The sequence below is a fragment of the Flavisphingomonas formosensis genome, assembly GCF_009755815.1.
GTDB lineage: Bacteria > Pseudomonadota > Alphaproteobacteria > Sphingomonadales > Sphingomonadaceae > Flavisphingomonas > Flavisphingomonas formosensis.
The window spans coordinates 119000-134504 of sequence record NZ_WRPK01000001.1 but is presented as its reverse complement, the minus strand read 5'-3'; the positions used below and the strand labels follow the sequence as shown (position 1 = coordinate 134504).

At 66.3% G+C, this 15505-nt stretch carries 13 protein-coding genes; 7 read left to right on the top strand and 6 right to left on the bottom strand.

Features of this window, described 5'->3' with window-relative positions:
* Window positions 1-7: 7 nt before the first annotated feature.
* Together GQY20_RS00695 and GQY20_RS00690 are read left to right on the top strand one after the other, a co-directional pair.
* On the top strand, window positions 8-889 hold the full coding sequence (locus GQY20_RS00695) for a Coq4 family protein (protein ID WP_157215120.1): 882 nt from the start codon (window positions 8-10) through the stop codon (window positions 887-889).
* 28 nt (window positions 890-917) lie between these two features.
* A complete protein-coding gene (locus GQY20_RS00690) occupies window positions 918-2120 on the top strand; it encodes an alkene reductase (RefSeq protein WP_198350799.1) in 1203 nt (400 codons plus the stop codon).
* Window positions 2121-2331: 211 nt separating this feature from the next.
* Here the strand turns inward: GQY20_RS00690 and GQY20_RS00685 are convergent, their stop codons facing one another.
* The 5 genes from GQY20_RS00685 to GQY20_RS00665 form a co-directional block, all read right to left on the bottom strand.
* Window positions 2332-3090, bottom strand: a complete 759-nt coding sequence (locus tag GQY20_RS00685) for an SDR family NAD(P)-dependent oxidoreductase (protein WP_157215119.1) — start codon at window positions 3088-3090, stop codon at window positions 2332-2334.
* 44 nt (window positions 3091-3134) lie between these two features.
* Complete coding sequence (locus tag GQY20_RS00680) at window positions 3135-3530, bottom strand: nuclear transport factor 2 family protein (protein ID WP_157215118.1); 396 nt, start codon at window positions 3528-3530, stop codon at window positions 3135-3137.
* Window positions 3531-3677: 147 nt separating this feature from the next.
* Window positions 3678-4466 (bottom strand): SDR family NAD(P)-dependent oxidoreductase, encoded by a 789-nt coding sequence (locus GQY20_RS00675; RefSeq protein ID WP_157215117.1) that lies wholly within the window; start codon window positions 4464-4466, stop codon window positions 3678-3680.
* Window positions 4467-4489: 23 nt separating this feature from the next.
* Window positions 4490-5575 carry an NAD(P)H-dependent amine dehydrogenase family protein gene (locus GQY20_RS00670; protein WP_157215116.1) on the bottom strand — a complete coding sequence of 362 codons (1086 nt, stop codon included), beginning with the start codon at window positions 5573-5575 and terminating at the stop codon, window positions 4490-4492.
* 236 nt (window positions 5576-5811) lie between these two features.
* On the bottom strand, window positions 5812-6405 hold the full coding sequence (locus GQY20_RS00665; protein ID WP_157215115.1) for a TetR/AcrR family transcriptional regulator: 594 nt from the start codon (window positions 6403-6405) through the stop codon (window positions 5812-5814).
* 140 nt (window positions 6406-6545) lie between these two features.
* Here GQY20_RS00665 and GQY20_RS00660 point away from each other — a divergent pair, with 140 nt between their 5' ends.
* From GQY20_RS00660 to GQY20_RS00640, 5 genes are all read left to right on the top strand, one after another.
* Complete coding sequence (locus GQY20_RS00660) at window positions 6546-7532, top strand: NADPH:quinone oxidoreductase family protein (protein WP_157215114.1); 987 nt, start codon at window positions 6546-6548, stop codon at window positions 7530-7532.
* A 3-nt stretch (window positions 7533-7535) separates the two neighbouring features.
* Window positions 7536-9620: a 3-hydroxyacyl-CoA dehydrogenase NAD-binding domain-containing protein gene (locus GQY20_RS00655; protein ID WP_157215113.1), complete on the top strand. Its 2085-nt coding sequence runs from the start codon at window positions 7536-7538 to the stop codon at window positions 9618-9620.
* A gap of 14 nt (window positions 9621-9634) precedes the next feature.
* Window positions 9635-10834 (top strand): acyl-CoA dehydrogenase family protein, encoded by a 1200-nt coding sequence (locus GQY20_RS00650; RefSeq protein ID WP_157215112.1) that lies wholly within the window; start codon window positions 9635-9637, stop codon window positions 10832-10834.
* Window positions 10827-11861, top strand: a complete 1035-nt coding sequence (locus GQY20_RS00645; protein WP_198350798.1) for a phosphotransferase — start codon at window positions 10827-10829, stop codon at window positions 11859-11861. The genes GQY20_RS00650 and GQY20_RS00645 overlap by 8 nt, the downstream gene beginning before the upstream one ends.
* Window positions 11862-12126: 265 nt before the next feature.
* Window positions 12127-12891 (top strand): SDR family NAD(P)-dependent oxidoreductase, encoded by a 765-nt coding sequence (locus tag GQY20_RS00640; RefSeq protein WP_157215110.1) that lies wholly within the window; start codon window positions 12127-12129, stop codon window positions 12889-12891.
* Window positions 12892-13047: 156 nt separating this feature from the next.
* Here the strand turns inward: GQY20_RS00640 and GQY20_RS00635 are convergent, their stop codons facing one another.
* Window positions 13048-15378, bottom strand: coding sequence for a TonB-dependent receptor (locus GQY20_RS00635; RefSeq protein WP_157215109.1), 2331 nt, complete (start codon window positions 15376-15378; stop codon window positions 13048-13050).
* Window positions 15379-15505 lie beyond the last annotated feature (127 nt).

Sequence of the window (15505 nt, the reverse complement as noted above, 5' to 3'; positions counted from 1 at the left end):
ATTATCCATGGATCTCGCAACCGCCCCCGAGGCCGCCGAACCGGTCACCGCACCAGCCGACGCGCCGCCATCCTATCGCCCGGACGAGGCGCGCTACATGACCGGCGCGAACGAGCCGGTCACCTCCAGCGTGCTAATCTCCAACTCCAAATATCTCAACAACCCCTATTATCGGGACGTCTTCTCGCAGTTCGCGCTGCGCCGCCACGGCCGCGACCTGCCCGAGACCTATCTGATCCCGAACATGATCCGCGCGATCAACGAGGTGCTCGACACCGAGGAGTTCGGCCGGCTGTTCGAGGAGGAGAAGGCGAAGAAACCCGAATTCGCCGCCTGGCTCGCCGCGCGGCGCTACACCGTCTATGATCCGGCGACGATGCAGCATCATGCGCCCGGCACGCTCGGCGCCGCCATCCGCGACTTCATCGAGAAGACCGGGATGGAGATGCAGTTCATGATGAAGGGCGAGGATCCGCGCAACGACCTCGAATATTCGATCAAGCGCCGCGTCGCGAGCCACGACATCGAGCATCTCGTCACCGGCTTCGGCCCGCACGAACTCGGCGAATCCGCGCTGGCGATCATGAACACCACGTCCAACTACGGCTATTTCACGCCTGCCCTCGCCAAATATATGTCGGAAAGCACGATGTTCGTGCAGGCGACCGGCTATTATCGCGTGTCGCTGCACTATCCGGACCTGATGCCGTTCGAGCTGGACGCAATGCGCCGCGGCATCGCCGCCGGCCAGGCGCTGAAGAAGCCGCTCTTCATGGTCGATTGGGAGGATTATCTCGACTGGCAGATTGGCGACCTCGCCGCCCATCTCGGCTTCGAGCGCGGGCCGGGTGAGGACTGGGCCTGGTCGATCGACGCCTCTGTGGGCTGATCGGCAAAGATTCACGCAGATTCACAGCATGCCCGGTGCCGCTTTTGCCGCGGCGCCGGGCATTGTCGTGCCGGGCCGGGCTGCGGCCCGCGTGGCCTATCAGGAGATTTGCGTGCCGACCCTCTTCGATCCCGTCACCATCGGCGATCTCACCCTGCCCAACCGCATCGTCATGGCGCCGATGACGCGCGCCCGCACCGACGAGACCGGCGTACCCGGCGATATCGTCGTCGAATATTATGCCCAACGCGCCTCGGCCGGGCTGGTAATCACCGAAGGCGTGTTTCCCTCGATCGAGGGCAAGGGCTATTTCGACACGCCCGGCATCGAGACCGAGGCGCAGACCGCGGCATGGAAGCGGGTGACCGACGCGGTCCATGCGCGCGGCGGGCGCATCTATCTGCAGCTCATGCATTGCGGGCGGGTCGGCCATCCGCTCAACAATCCCGGCGTGCCGTCGGTCGCACCCTCCGCGATCCAGGCCGATTTCCAGATCCTGACGCGCGAGCAGGGGATGCAGCGCATGGGCATGCCGCAGGCGCTGTCGACGGCGGAGATCGGCGCGCTGCTCGACCGGATCGAGCGCTCGGCGGAGAACAGCAAGGCGGCCGGCTTCGACGGGATCGAGCTGCATGCGGCGTCGGGCTATCTGCCCAACCAGTTCCTCGCCAGCAACACCAACCGGCGCGACGACGCCTATGGCGGCACGCCGGAGAAGCGCGCCCGCTTCGTGATCGAGGCGACCGAGCGGCTGGCCAGGGTGTTCGGCGCCGGCCGTACCGCGGTGAAGCTCGCGCCGCGCATCAGCTATAACGACATCGACGACGAGACGGTGGACGAGACCTACGGTCACCTGCTCGGCGTGCTGGATCGCATGGGCCTCGCCTATCTGCATTTCCAGACGACGCTGTCCTACGTCAATCTCGGCCGGCCGATGACGCAGGACGGGCTCGGGGAGATCGATCTCGGCGAGGTCTATCCCTATCGCTACATGCGCGAGCGTTTCTCGGGGCCGATCATGGCGGCAGGGGACCTGACCCTGGCGCTGGCGATCCAGGCGCTCGACAAGGGACTGGCGGATCTATTCGCCTTCGGGCGTGGGTTTATCGCCAATCCGGATTTTGCGGACCGGCTGCGCAAGGGCGCACCGATCGCGGTGCCGGAGCTGGGGCATTATTATGGCGGCGGGGCTAAGGGGCTGATCGATTATCCTGTGTTTACGGTAGCTTAGGATAGCGAGCGCTTATTTGCTTCGTCACCCCAGCGAAAGCTGGGGTCGCTCTCCAGAGACACCTGGCTCGTGGTTGGGAGTGATCCCAGCTTTCGCTGGGATGACGAGGTGGAAGGGCGTCGTTTGCAACCTCCCCGGCAGCAGCAGAAAGGGACGGCTTCGACAAGCTCAACCCAAACGGGTGGAGTGAATTGCGCTCGCTCGCGCCCGCTCACCGCATCAGCATGCCGCCGTCGACGACATAGGTCTGGCCGTTGATCCATTCCCCGTCGGGCGAGACCAGCATCGCCACCATCGCGGCGATGTCCTCGGGCTCGCCGAGCCGCGGGCTGGAGGTGAGCGACAGGAGCAGGTCCAGCCGGTCCGCCGCATTGGCGCGCGCGGCCGGGGTCAGGACGAGGCCCGGCGAGACGCAGTTGGCGCGGATGCCCTGCTTGCCCCAGCGCAGCGCGACGTGGCGGGCGAGGGCGTTCACCCCGGCCTTGGAGACGCCATAGGCGACGCGGGTCTTCTCGCCCGATATGCCGGCGCCAGAACTGGTGTAGACGATCGCCCCGCCGCCGCGCTCCAGCATCAGCGGCACGGCGGCGCGGGTGCAGAGCAGATAGCCGGTGAGGTTGACCGCGAGCGTGTGGTCCCACAGCGCCAGGTCCACCTCCAGCGCGTCGAGGTCGGAGGCGATGTCGGCGATCGCCGCGCCGTTGCAATGCACCGCGTCGACGCCGCCATAGGTCGCCACCGCGCGATCGAAGAGGGCGGCGACGCTGGCCGGGTCGGCGAGGTCGAGCGCGACGCCGATCGCCTGGCCGCCGGCCTCGGCGATCTGGGCGGCGACCGCCTCGGCCGCCGCGCCGTCGAGATCGCCGACCACGACACGCGCGCCTTCCTGCGCCAGCCGCTTCGAGCAGCCGGTGCCGATGCCGCCGGCCCCGCCCGCCATCACCGCCACCTTGCCTTCGAGGCGCTTCATGCTTCGTCTCCCCGTTCGTTCTCGTCATCCTGACGGCGGTGGTCTCAGCCCACGCTTTCCTTGAACGCGCTGCCGAACAGCGCCGCCGGCACCTGCGAATCATTATGCTCGCGCGCCTCGAAGATCTTGCCGTCGCGCAGGCGGAACAGGAAATGATAGGTGTTGGCGTAGATGCGCCCATCCTTGAGCTCGGTGCGGCCGCTCGCCTCGATCGCGACCCGGTCCTCCTCGGCGGTGACGGCGCTGATCTCCATCGTCACCGGCTCCTTGGCGAAGCTCTGGAAGGCGTCGGAGATGGCGAAGAAGCCGGCGCGGTCGATCGTGCCCATGCCCGGCACCCACCAATGCGCGTCGTCGTCGAGCAGGCTGGCGTCGGGCTGGCCGGTCGACAGCGACGCGAGGAAAGCGAGGGCGGTCTGCTTGTTGCGCTCGATGCTCATGCTGGCTCCTCCTTCACAACCCGTCACCCCAGCGAAAGCTGGGGTCGCTCTCCAATTGCATTCGGCTCGTCGTCGAGAGCGATCCCAGCTTTCGCCGGGATGACGAGGAAGGGGAACATCCTCGCTTTTTTCGCTCCCCGCCCGATCTCACAGATCCGGCAGCCGGAACGGCAGGTTGGTATCCTGCAGGCCGCCGTCGATATGATAGATCGCGCTGGTGGCATAGCAGCCCTCGCTGCACAGATAGAGCGCCGCCATGCCGATGTCCTCGGGCGTGCCGACGGTCTTGAGCGGAGTCAGCGCCTCCAGCTTGTCGCGATAGCCTTCCTGCATGTCGAAGGTCTGCTGCAGCGCCGGCGTCATGATCGCCCCCAGTGCCAGACAGTTTACGCGGATCTTGGGCGCCAGTTCCTGCGCCAGCGCGCGGGTCAGCTGCTCGGTAGCGCCCTTGGCGACGCAATAGGAGAGCATGCCGCGAATGCCGAGATGGCCCGCCCCGGACGAGATGTTGATGATCGATCCCCTGCCCGCCTTCAGCATGTGCGGCGCGGCGGCCTGGCTGAGCAGGAAGGAAGAGGTGGTGTTCCAGTCGAAATGGAAGCGGAATTCCTCCTCGCTGATCTCCAGGAAGGGGCGGTAGACGATGCCGCCGGCATTGTTGACGACGATGTCGATGCGGCCGAACCGCTCCATCGTGGTCGCGACGAGCGCGTCGAGATCGGCCTTCTTCATCACGTCCGCGGTCACCGCGACCGCCTTGCCGCCGGCCGCCTCGATCATCGCCACCGTCTCGTCGATCTCGGTGCGGGTGCGCGCGCTGCAGACGATCGTCGCGCCCGCCTCGGCGAACACGGTCGCGATACCGCGGCCGACGCCGCGCCCGGCGCCGGTGATGATCGCGACCTGCCCGTCCAGTCTCAGTCTCTCGAGTGCCATATGATGTTCCCTTGATGTGCGTCTCAGCCGCGCAGCGCGCCGGCGCTGGCTATGAGCGGAAGGTCGAGGAAGGTCCGGATGCCGGGCGCGGCGGCGACCACATAGGGCACCGCATTGACCGCGTGGACGGCGGTGCCGACCACCGCCGCCACCTCGCCGCCCTTGCCATATTCGGGCGAGTCCGGATCGAAGCTCGCCCCCGTCGCGACCATGCAGCGGAAGGAGGGCGTGCCCTCGATCGTCACCGTCCATTCGACGAGGTCGCTCGACGTCACGTCCCAGGCGGGGGTGAGGTTGGTCGTCAGCTTCCAGAAGGTGGACAGGATGATGCGCGCGGCGCCGTTCACGATGCCATGCCATTCGAACAGGGTGCAGCCGACCGTGCCGGGCTCGATCACCCGGCCATTGGCGAGCACGATCCGCTCGTTGGTGGTCGCGACCTGATGATGCTCCTCGATCCGCTCCAGCACGACGCCGAGATGATCGGCGATGGCGAGCATCGATTCGCTGAAATAGGCGGTCATACCCTTGAGGAAATCGTCGGCTTTCTTCGCTTCCTCGGGCGGTTTGCCGAAGCCGATATGGTCGCACATGATCTCGGGCGCGGTCGATGCGTAGTGATTGACGTCCGACACCTCGCGCACGGTGATGCGCTTGGCCTGATGCGACAGGCCGGAAACGGTGAGCGGCAATATCTCGCTCATGAAGGCGGGGTTGATCCCTGATCCGTGGAAGCTGGCGCCGCCTTCCTTGCCCGCCGCGTCGATCTTCCCGTAGATCTCGGGACCGTAATATTTGGGATAGACGTGGCTCGCGGTGGTGACGACGTTCACGCCCCTGCGCAGCAGCGCGGCGATATCGTCATAGTCGACGACCATCGGGCAATAGAGCACGCAATCCGCCGCATCGAGGGGCAGCTCCGCCAATTCCTTCACGGCGGCGATCCCCGTCGCCGCCTCGCCGCTCAATTCGCCGGCATCCTTGCCGATCTTGCCATCGCCATAGACCTTGACGCCGATCAGCTCGAACGTCTCCTTGTTGCGGATCACCTCGCGCAGCGCGATGCGCCCGACGCTGCCGGTACCCCAGACGATGACCTTGATTGCCATTCCGGCTTCTCCCTCTTGTGGGAGGCACCTTCGTCAGGGCAGGGTTTCAAGCCAATCTGCGTGCGTTATGCGGAAGAATGGAAGCTTGTGCGATTCCTCCCTGCCCACCCGGAAACTGGCAGGAATGAAGACGACAGCAAGCTGCGCGATATGGGAAGCGCACAGCGTGCTCCAAGCCTTTGTGGTCGCATCCTTTGCGCGGAAAAGCCGGTTTCCACTTTTCCGCACGATGCTCTCTAAGCCAGAAAACCCGCAGATATGAACGCCAGGGTTCGCTCGAGCAGGCGCTCGCGATCGCCCGGATCGCATGCCCCGCCCGACAGATTTTCGAGCCGCCGGTAATCCGCCGCGCTGTTATGGTGCAGCACGCCCAGCGAAAAATGCAGCTTCCAGACGATCTCTTCCCGCGGAAGCGCCGGACAGACACTCTCGATCGCATCGACGAAGCGGGCGAGATGGCCGACGTCGTTCTGGAGGATCGCCTGCATCTCGGGCGGCCCTTCGCCGCGCGCCCGATTGAGATAGCGCAGCGCGGTCTGGCGTTCCGGATCGTGCCACAGGATCGCCGGCTCGATCAGCGCGCGCAGGATATCGTCGATGCGCGGTGCCTGCTGCGCCAGCGCGGCTTTGAGCAACGCCTTGCGCTCACCGTTGAGCTCGGCCGCGCGGGCGCGGAAGATGTCGACGAGCAGCGCCAGCTTCGAGCCGTAATAATAGTTGATCGCGGCGATGTTGGCGCTCGCATCGGAGGTGATGTCGCGCGAAGAGACCAGCTCGAAGCCATGTTCGGCGATGAGCCGCTCGGCTGACAGGAACAGGCGCCGGCGCACGTCAGGTTCGCTCCCAGGCCGATCCGTTCCCCCCAGTTGCAATCTGGCCGTCGTCCGTCTCCTTGCCATCAGCATGCGCTTGACGAAGCCCTCTATCGCGCGCAAACGCTCGTTTGAAAAGACTGTTTCGAGGGATGCACATGAAAGCGATGCTCTGCCGATCGTTCGCCCCCATCGATGAGCTTCGTCTCGAATCGATCGACGCGCCGGCCGCGGATCCGGGCGAGGTGGTGATCGACGTCGCCGCCACCGGCGTGAACTTCCTCGACGGGCTGATGGTGCAGGGCAAGTACCAGACCAAGCCACCCTTCCCCTTCTCGCCGGGCAGCGAGGTCTCGGGCCGGATCCGCGCTGTCGGAGAGGGCGTGACCGGTTTCAAGCCGGGCGACCGCGTCGCCTCCTTCTGCCGGGTCGGCGGTTATGCCGAGGCGGTCTCGGCGCCCGCGAACCAGACCTACCCGCTGCCCGAGGCGGTCGATTTCGTCACCGCGGCAGGCTTCCTGATCACCTACGGCACCTCCTATCACGCGCTGAAGGACCGCGCCCGGATCAAGCCGGGCGAGACGCTGCTGGTGCTCGGCGCGGCGGGCGGCGTCGGCCTCACCGCGGTCGAGCTCGGCAAGGTGATGGGCGCGCATGTGATCGCCGCCGCCTCCAGCGCGGAGAAGCTGGCGCTGGCCAAGGAGTATGGCGCGGACGAGCTGATCGATTATTCCGAGGGCGGCCTGCGCGACACGGTGAAGGCGCTCACCGGCGGCCGCGGCGTCGACGTGATCTACGATCCGGTCGGCGGCGCGCTGGCCGAGGAAGCGATACGCTGCCTCGCCTGGGAAGGGCGCTACCTCGTGGTCGGCTTCGCGGCCGGCGCCATCCCCAAATTTCCCGCCAATCTGCTGCTGCTCAAAAGCTCGAGCATCCTCGGCGTCTATTGGGGCGACGCGCTCAAGGCCGATCCGGAGCGCCACGCCGGCAACATCGCCGAGCTGTTCGCGCTGCAGGGCGAGGGCAAGCTGCGGCCGCATATTTCGGAGACCTACACGCTGGAGAGTGCGGTGGAGGGTCTGCGCCAGGTGATGGACCGCAAGGTCAAGGGCAAGGTCGTGCTGACCGTGGGCAAGGGAGAATAAGCGATGAGCACGATGGTAACGACGAAGACCGCCGGGCGCGTGCTGGTCGCCACGATCGACAATCCGCCGGTCAACGCCGCCTCGCATGGCGTGCGCGCCGGCCTGGTCGAGGCGGTCGCGCGACTGGAGCAGGATGCCGATCTCGGCGCGCTGGTCGTGATCTGCGCCGGCAAGAGCTTCGTGTCGGGCGCGGACATCAAGGAATTCGGCAAGCCGATGCTGGAGCCGCAGCTCGGCGAGGTCGCCGCGCGGCTGGAGGGCGCGTCCAAACCGGTCGTCGCCGCGATCCATGGCAAGGCGCTGGGCGGTGGCCTGGAGATCGCGCTCGCCTGCCATTATCGCGTCGCCGCCGCCGGATCCGCGATCGGCCTGCCCGAGGTGAAGCTCGGCATCATCCCCGGCTGCGGCGGCACGCAGCGCCTGCCGCGCCTCACCGGCCTCGCCCCGGCGCTCGCACTGGCAACCGAGGGCAACGACATGCCCGCGGCCAAGGCCAAGGAATTGAACGCGCTTGACGAGCTGGTCGATGGCGATCTCGAAGCCGGCGCCATCGCCTTCGCGGAAAAACTGATCGCCGAGGGCAAGGGTCCGCGCCGGGTGCGCGACCTGCCGATGCCTCCCAGGGACGAGGCGCTGCTCGCCGAGACGCGCGCCACCCTCGCCAAGAAGAAGCGCGGTTATCTGGCGCCCCAGGGCGTGATCGACGCGATCGAGGCGGCCTATGCGCTGCCGTTCGACGAGGCGCTGGTGCGCGAGAACGAGATTTGCCGCGAGCTGATGAGCGGCCCCCAGTCGCGCGCGATGCGCCATAATTTCGCGTCGGAGCGCACCGTCACCAAGATTGCGGGCCTGCCCGACGACACCGCCGAGCGCGCGGTGCGCAAGGTGGCGGTGGTCGGCCTCGGCGCGATGGGCAGCGGCATCGCGATGGTCTTCGCCAATGCCGGCTTGCCGGTGATCGGCGTGGAGCGCAGCCAGGAGAAGCTGGACAAGGCGATGGCGACGATCGGAAAGGCCTATGCCGGCCTCGTCAAGCGCGGCAGCCTTTCCCAGGAGAAGGCCGATGCGCGCCTCGCGCTGATCACGCCGACGCTCGTCTATGACGGTTTCGGCGACGTCGACCTCGTCGTCGAGGCGGTGAGCGAGGAGATGGACGTCAAGCGCGACGTGTTCGCGAAGCTAGGCGCGGCGACGCGGCCGGGCGCGATCCTCGCCAGCAACACCTCCTATCTCGACATCGACGCGCTGGCCGATGCCAGCGGCCGGCCTGCGGATGTCTGCGGCATGCACTTCTTCAACCCGGCGCATGTCATGCGCCTGCTGGAGAATGTCCGCGGCGCACGCACCGCGCCGGACGTGCTCGCCACCATCACCGCGCTCGCCAAGCGGATCGGCAAGCTGCCGGTGCTGTCCGGCGTGTGCGACGGCTTCATCGTCAACCGCATGCTCGCCAAGCGCTCGCGCGAGGGCTTCTTCATGCTGGAGGAAGGCGCCAAGCCCGCACAGATCGACAAGGTGCTGGCCGGCTTCGGCTTCCCGATGGGCCCCTATGCGCTCGCCGACCTGGCCGGCATCGACGTGCAATATGCCGCCCGCCAGGCGCGCATGGCGCGGCTCACCGATCGCGAAAAGGCGGCCAATTTCGTCGACCAGATGTACGAGCGCGGCCGCTATGGCCAGAAGACCGGCGCCGGCTGGTATCGCTATGGCGAGGACCGCAAGCCACAGCCCGATCCCGAGACCGACGCGCTGCTCGAGGCCCATGCCAAGGCGCGCGGCATCGCCCAGCGGCCGATCGACGACCGGGAGATCCTCGAGCGCTGCGTCTATGCGATGGTCAACGAAGGGGCGAACATCCTCGAGGAAGGCATTGCCGCGCGGCCCGACGATATCGACGTCGCTATGATGAACGGCCTCGGCTTCCCGGCGACCACCGGCGGCCCGATGTGGTGGGCGGGCGAGATCGGCCTCGCCAAGGTACGCGACGCGATGCTGCGTTACCGGGACAGTGTCGGCGCGGAATATTGGACGCCCTCGCCGCTGATCGATCGCCTCGCCGCCGCCGGCAAGACCTTCTACGATCGCTGAGGGAGCGCAGTCCGATGGATTTCCAGCACTCCCCCAAGGCGCAGGACCTGCTCGACCGCCTGCGCGCCTTCATGGCCGAGCATGTCTATCCCAACGAGCAGCTTTATTACGATCAGGTCGCCGCCGATCGCTGGGAGATGCCGGCGATCCTCGGCGAATTGATGGAGAAGGCCAAGGCGGCGGGGCTGTGGAACCTGTTCCTACCCGAATCGCGGCATGGCGCGGGGCTCACCAATGTCGACTATGCCCCGCTCTGCGAGGAGATGGGCCGCGTTCACTGGTCGAGCCAGGTGTTCAACTGCTCCGCGCCCGACACCGGCAATATGGAGACGCTCGAGCGGTTCGGCACCGAGGAGCATAAGGAGAGGTGGCTGAAGCCGCTGCTCGCCGGGGAGATCCGCTCCGCCTTCGCGATGACCGAGCCGGCGGTCGCTTCGTCCGACGCGACCAACATCGAATCCTCGATCGTGCGCGATGGGGACGATTATGTGATCAACGGGCGCAAATGGTGGATCTCGGGCGCGGGCGAGGAGCGCTGCAAGATCTTCATCTTCATGGGCAAGACCGATTTCGAGGCGCCCCGCCACAAGCAGCAGTCGATGATCCTGGTGCCGCGCGACACGCCCGGCATCTCGATCCTGCGGCCGATGAGCGTGCTCGGCTATGACGATGCGCCGCACGGCCATATGGAAATCCTGTTCGAGAATGTCCGCGTGCCGGCGTCGAACATGCTGCTCGGCGAAGGCCGCGGCTTCGAGATCGCGCAGGCGCGGCTGGGGCCGGGCCGCATCCATCACTGCATGCGCCTGATCGGCCTCGCCGAGCGCGCGATGGAGCTGTGGTGCAAGCGGCTGAAGTCGCGCACCGCGTTCGGCAAGCTGCTTGCCGAGCAGGGGGTGCAGCTCGATCGCCTCGCCGAGGCGCGGGCGATGATCGATCAGGCGCGGCTGCTCACCCTCCACGCCGCCTGGCGGATGGACACGGTGGGCAACAAGGTCGCCAAGGCGGACATCGCGATGATCAAGTTCATCGCGCCCGAGATGGCCGGCAAGGTGATCGACTGGGCGATCCAGGCGCATGGTGCGGGCGGGCTCAGCCAGGATTTCATCCTCGCCCAATCCTATGCCCATGCCCGCAAGCTGCGCTTCGCCGACGGGCCGGACGAGGTGCACCGCGCGCAGGTCGGCAAGCTCGAGCTCAAGAAATATGGCTGATCCGCACGCGATCGACATCGACCGGCTCGCCGCCTGGATCCGGGCGAATGTCGCGGATTACACCGGCACGCTCTCGATCGAGAAATTCGCCGGCGGCCAGTCCAACCCCACCTTCGCGGTCAGCATCGACGGCAAGCCGCGCTATGTGGTGCGCAAGAAACCGGGCGGCGTTCTCCTGCCTTCCGCCCATGCGGTCGATCGCGAATATCGGGTGATGTCGGCGCTGCGCGATACCGACGTGCCGGTCGCGCGTACCCATGCGCTGTGTACCGACGACAGCGTGATCGGCGCGATGTTCTTCGTGATGGATCATGTCGCCGGCCGCACCTTCTGGGACCCGCGCCTGCCGGAGCTCACGAAGGACGAGCGCGCCGCCGCCTATGCCGACATCGCCCGGGTGATCGCCGCGCTGCACAGCGTGGATCATGAGGCGGTCGGCCTCGGCGATTATGGCAGGCCCGGCAATTATTATGCCCGCCAGATTGGCCGCTGGACCAAGCAGTATCGCGCCACCGAGACCGAGACGATCGATGCGATGGAGCGGCTGATCGCCTGGCTGCCCGAACATCTGCCCGCCGGCGACGAGACCGCTATCGTCCATGGCGACTATCGCATCGACAATATGATCTTCCATCCCGAGGAGCCGCGCATCGTCGCGCTGGTGGATTGGGAATTGTCGACGCTCGGTCATCCGCTGGCCGACTTCGCCTATCATATGATGGCGTGGCGGCTGTCGCCCGAGGCGTTCCGCGGCCTCGCCGGCACCGATTTCGCCGCGATCGGCGTGCCGGACGAGGCGCAGCATATCGCCGCCTATCTGCGTCGCCGGGGGCAGGACGCGATCGATCCCGCCGAATGGGAATTCGCCATCGCCTACAATATGTTCCGCGTCGCCAGCATCCGCCAGGGCGTGCTCAAGCGCGCGCTCGACGGCAATGCGTCCAACGACCGCGCGCTCGAAGCGGGCCGGCGGACGCGAGACATGGCCGAGATGGCGTGGGCGCAGGTCGAGCGGATGACAATCTAAGCCCCTCCCCTTCAGGGGAGGGCTTGGGGTGGGGCAGTGCGGCTGCGCGCTCAAGGGCCTCACATTGGAAACCTTCGCCATTGCGCCCGACGGGGCATCGAGCCCCGCCGAACGCCACCCACCCCCTAACCCCTCCCTTGAAAGGGAGGGGCTTTGCTTTGTCCTCGGATTTCATGGCCCGATCCCCGCGCATGGCCTGCGCCCGCGATGGCGCGCCCGTCCCCGCCATCGTAGCAACGCAGGCAAACCGCGAGGGAGAGGATATATGGGCATTTTGGACGGCAAGGTCGCGATCGTCACGGGCGCCGGGCAGGGCGTCGGCAAGGGCATCGCCGAGGCGCTGGCGGAGGCGGGCGCCACGCTGATGCTGTCGGGACGCACCCTCTCCAAGGTGGAGAAGGTGGCGGCGGAGCTCGCCGCCAAGGGCACGCGCGTCAAGGCGATCCATGCCGACGTGATGAAGGCCGAGGACATCGAGTCCAACGTCGCGCAGACCGTCGAGGCGTTCGGCGGCGTCGATATCCTGATCAACAATGCGCAGACGGTCTACACCACCATCCCGCTGCTCGAGACCACCGACCAGATGTTCGACGAGATGTACCAGTCGGGCCCGCTCGCCAGCTTCCGCTACATGAAGGCGTGCCATCCGCACATGAAGCAGCGCGGCGGCGGCGCGATCGTGAACTTCGCCACCGCCTCGTCGCAGCGCTGGGACATGGCGGGATATGGCCCCTATGCCGGCGTCAAGCAGTGCATCCGCTCGCTCACCCGCGCGGCTGCGGCGGAGTGGGGCAAGGACAATATCCGCATCAACACCATCGCCCCCTATTCGCTGACGCCGGCGCTGGAGGAATGGATCAAGTTCGCGCCCGAGGATGCCAAGAAGATCACCTCGGAGGTGGCGCTCGGCCGGATCGGCGATCCCAAGGACGATATCGGCCGGGCGGTGGTGTTCCTGGTCGGTCCGGATTCGCATTATCTGACCGGCTCGACCATGCCGCTCGACGGGGGCATGGCGAATTTCGGCTGAAATCTTTCGCGTCATCCCAGCGCACGGGATGGCGCCCCAAAAAAAGGGGGCGCCGCGCGGGCGGCGCCCCCAAGCCAGGCCGAGGGGTTTATACGGCCTGGCCGCCTTGGGCGGTTCAGTCTCGGGAACAACCGCCCAAAGCTCGGAGATAGGTCGCTAGATCCGCAAGCTCGCCTCGATGCCGAAGGTGCGCGGCTCGTTGAAATTGCCATAGTCGCCCAGCGTGGCCCGATTGGACGGATCGCGCCGATAGACATATTCAGTGTCGAACAGGTTCCGCGACCAGACCGACACCGTCATCCTGGTGTTGCCTACCCCAAGTGGAATGTCCGCCAGCGACAGGCGCCCGTTGACCACGAAGGACGCGTCGGCCTTGATCGCGAACTGGTCGAAGGTCTGCGTCGCCTGCGCATAATTGGCATCGAGATGCAGGCGCGCCGTGAGATTGCCCACCGGCACCTGATAATCGACCGATCCGCTTGCCGCGTTGCGCGGCGTGAACACGATGTACACGGGCTGCAGCACGCCGTTGAACGGATTCACCGTCGGCGGGATCTTCGTATAGGTATAAGCATAGGAGCCGCCGATGGTCAGCGCATCGGTCAGCCGCGCCGTCGCCTCCACTTCCACGCCGCGAATCCTGGTCGTGCGGGGCGCATTGATCGTCTCCAGCGTGTTGCGTGTCGAGCCGTTGGCCTGCGGCGTCACCAGGCTGAAGTCGATCTGGCTGCCGGTGCGATCCATGATGTAGCCGGCGACGTTGAACCGCAGGTGCCGGTCGAACAACTCGGTCTTCGCGCCGATCTCGTAGGACTTCACCTCCTCCGGACCGAAGGAACGATAGGTCAGCGAGCGCGAGCTTGCGCCGCCCGAGCGATAGCCGGTCGCGAACTTGGCATAGAGGTTCACGTCGCGCGCCGCGTCCACCGCCAGCGTCACCATCGGATCGAAGCGATCGTTCTTGGTCTTAAAGCGGAAATCGGTCGCGACATTGTTGACGATGAACAGCCGGCCGCGCTTGGCGTCATGCGTGTAACGGCCGCCGACTGTCAGATGGACGATGTCGTTCCAGAGCGGCGGCGTCCATGTCGCCTGGCCGTAGACGGCATAGCTGGTGGTGTAGGCGACGCTGGCGCGATCGATCGAGCGGTGTCCGCGGATCGTCGGCGTCGGATCGTTGATCGTGTAGCCGGTGCCGTCCGCATTCCACCGGTTGGTGCTCGGCGTCGAGGCATCGTCCTCGGCCCGCTCGCGGAAATAATAGAGGCCGCCGACATAATCGATCCGCCCGAGGCTGCCGACCGCCTGGAACTCCTGGCTCACCTGGTGCTGCCAGAGGCCCGCGAGGCTGTAGCGGCTGAAATTGCCGTTGGGGGCGAAGGCCGGCACGCGGTGCGCGCCGCCGGCATTATCCCATTGCTCGACGCTGAGCTCGCGATAGGCGGTGATCGAGCGTAGCTCGAGATCGGGGGAGACCGACCAGCTGAGGCGCAGCATATGGCCGAAGCTCTTGTCGACGCTGGGCTGCTGCGGCACGCCGATATCGGCCACCGTCATGCGATCCTCGCCCACCTGGACGATCGGCGGCAGCGGCGCGATGGTGCCGTTCGATCCGTTGCCGATCGGCCGGCCCTGCACATTGTAGTTCAGCAGCTGGCTGTAGAAGGGCGAGTTGGCGTCGTAGCTATTGTCATAGGCATAGTCGGCGGTGAAGTTGGTGCTGGGCTTCCAGCGTACCGACACGCGGCCGCCACGCCGGTCATAATAGTTCCAGCCGGTCGCGCCCGGCAACGGGTTCCTCACGGTCGGCTTGCGATACTGGACCGCGCCGTCGAGCTTCACCGAGAAATTGGCGAACTCCGGCAGGTCGAGATGCACCGCGCCGCTATAGGCGCCGTAATTGCCGACGCCGGCATTCATCCGCAGGCCGAATTGGCCGGTCGGCAGCTTGCTGATCATGCTCAGCGCGCCGCCCTCCGTATTGCGGCCGAACAATGTGCCCTGCGGCCCTTTCAGCACCTCGATCCGCTCGATATCCATCAGCGCGGCGTTGAGGCCGTGCTGGCGGCCCAGATAGACGCCGTCGATATAGACGCCGACGCCCTGGTCGCGTGCCGGCTGGTTGGCGTCGAGCGGCACGATGCCGCGAATGCCGATGGTGAGCGCCGACTGGCGCGCCTCGAAAGTCGCGACGCGCAACCCCGGAACGGCGCCGTCGGCGAAATCGAGCAGGCTCTGGACGTGGCGATCCGCCAGCGTCGTGTCGTTGACCACCGAAATCGCGATCGGCGTCTTCTGCAGATTGGTTTCCCGCTTGGTCGCGGTCACCACGATATCGACCAGCCCGGCCGCTTCCGCCGCTGCGGATTCGGCACCGGTGATCGCCGCGGCGCCGTCTGCGTTCATCGCGGTCGAAGTCGCCCCGGCCTGAGCGGCAAGCGCGAGCGAGAGCACGACGGCCGAAGCCGTCGAAGCCAGAATGTGCATTGTGAACCCCTAATCCCCAGATCCGATGCGATCGGTGAGCGCTTGCTAGGGGGCGGGTCTTGCCCGTCGGAGACAGTTCGACTGAGTTTTGTGAACTATATGTAATGAAATGTTGCTGGGTGAGCGT

Coding starts and splice junctions, on each gene's coding strand:
- GQY20_RS00640 (WP_157215110.1), top strand. CDS start 12,127: ATGGGCATTTTGGACGGCAAGGTCGCGATCGTCACGGGCGCCGGGCAG.
- GQY20_RS00650 (WP_157215112.1), top strand. CDS start 9,635: ATGGATTTCCAGCACTCCCCCAAGGCGCAGGACCTGCTCGACCGCCTG.
- GQY20_RS00635 (WP_157215109.1), bottom strand. CDS start 15,378: ATGCACATTCTGGCTTCGACGGCTTCGGCCGTCGTGCTCTCGCTCGCG.
- GQY20_RS00670 (WP_157215116.1), bottom strand. CDS start 5,575: ATGGCAATCAAGGTCATCGTCTGGGGTACCGGCAGCGTCGGGCGCATC.
- GQY20_RS00685 (WP_157215119.1), bottom strand. CDS start 3,090: ATGAAGCGCCTCGAAGGCAAGGTGGCGGTGATGGCGGGCGGGGCCGGC.
- GQY20_RS00675 (WP_157215117.1), bottom strand. CDS start 4,466: ATGGCACTCGAGAGACTGAGACTGGACGGGCAGGTCGCGATCATCACC.
- GQY20_RS00695 (WP_157215120.1), top strand. CDS start 8: ATGGATCTCGCAACCGCCCCCGAGGCCGCCGAACCGGTCACCGCACCA.
- GQY20_RS00680 (WP_157215118.1), bottom strand. CDS start 3,530: ATGAGCATCGAGCGCAACAAGCAGACCGCCCTCGCTTTCCTCGCGTCG.
- GQY20_RS00690 (WP_198350799.1), top strand. CDS start 918: ATGCCCGGTGCCGCTTTTGCCGCGGCGCCGGGCATTGTCGTGCCGGGC.
- GQY20_RS00655 (WP_157215113.1), top strand. CDS start 7,536: ATGAGCACGATGGTAACGACGAAGACCGCCGGGCGCGTGCTGGTCGCC.
- GQY20_RS00660 (WP_157215114.1), top strand. CDS start 6,546: ATGAAAGCGATGCTCTGCCGATCGTTCGCCCCCATCGATGAGCTTCGT.
- GQY20_RS00645 (WP_198350798.1), top strand. CDS start 10,827: ATGGCTGATCCGCACGCGATCGACATCGACCGGCTCGCCGCCTGGATC.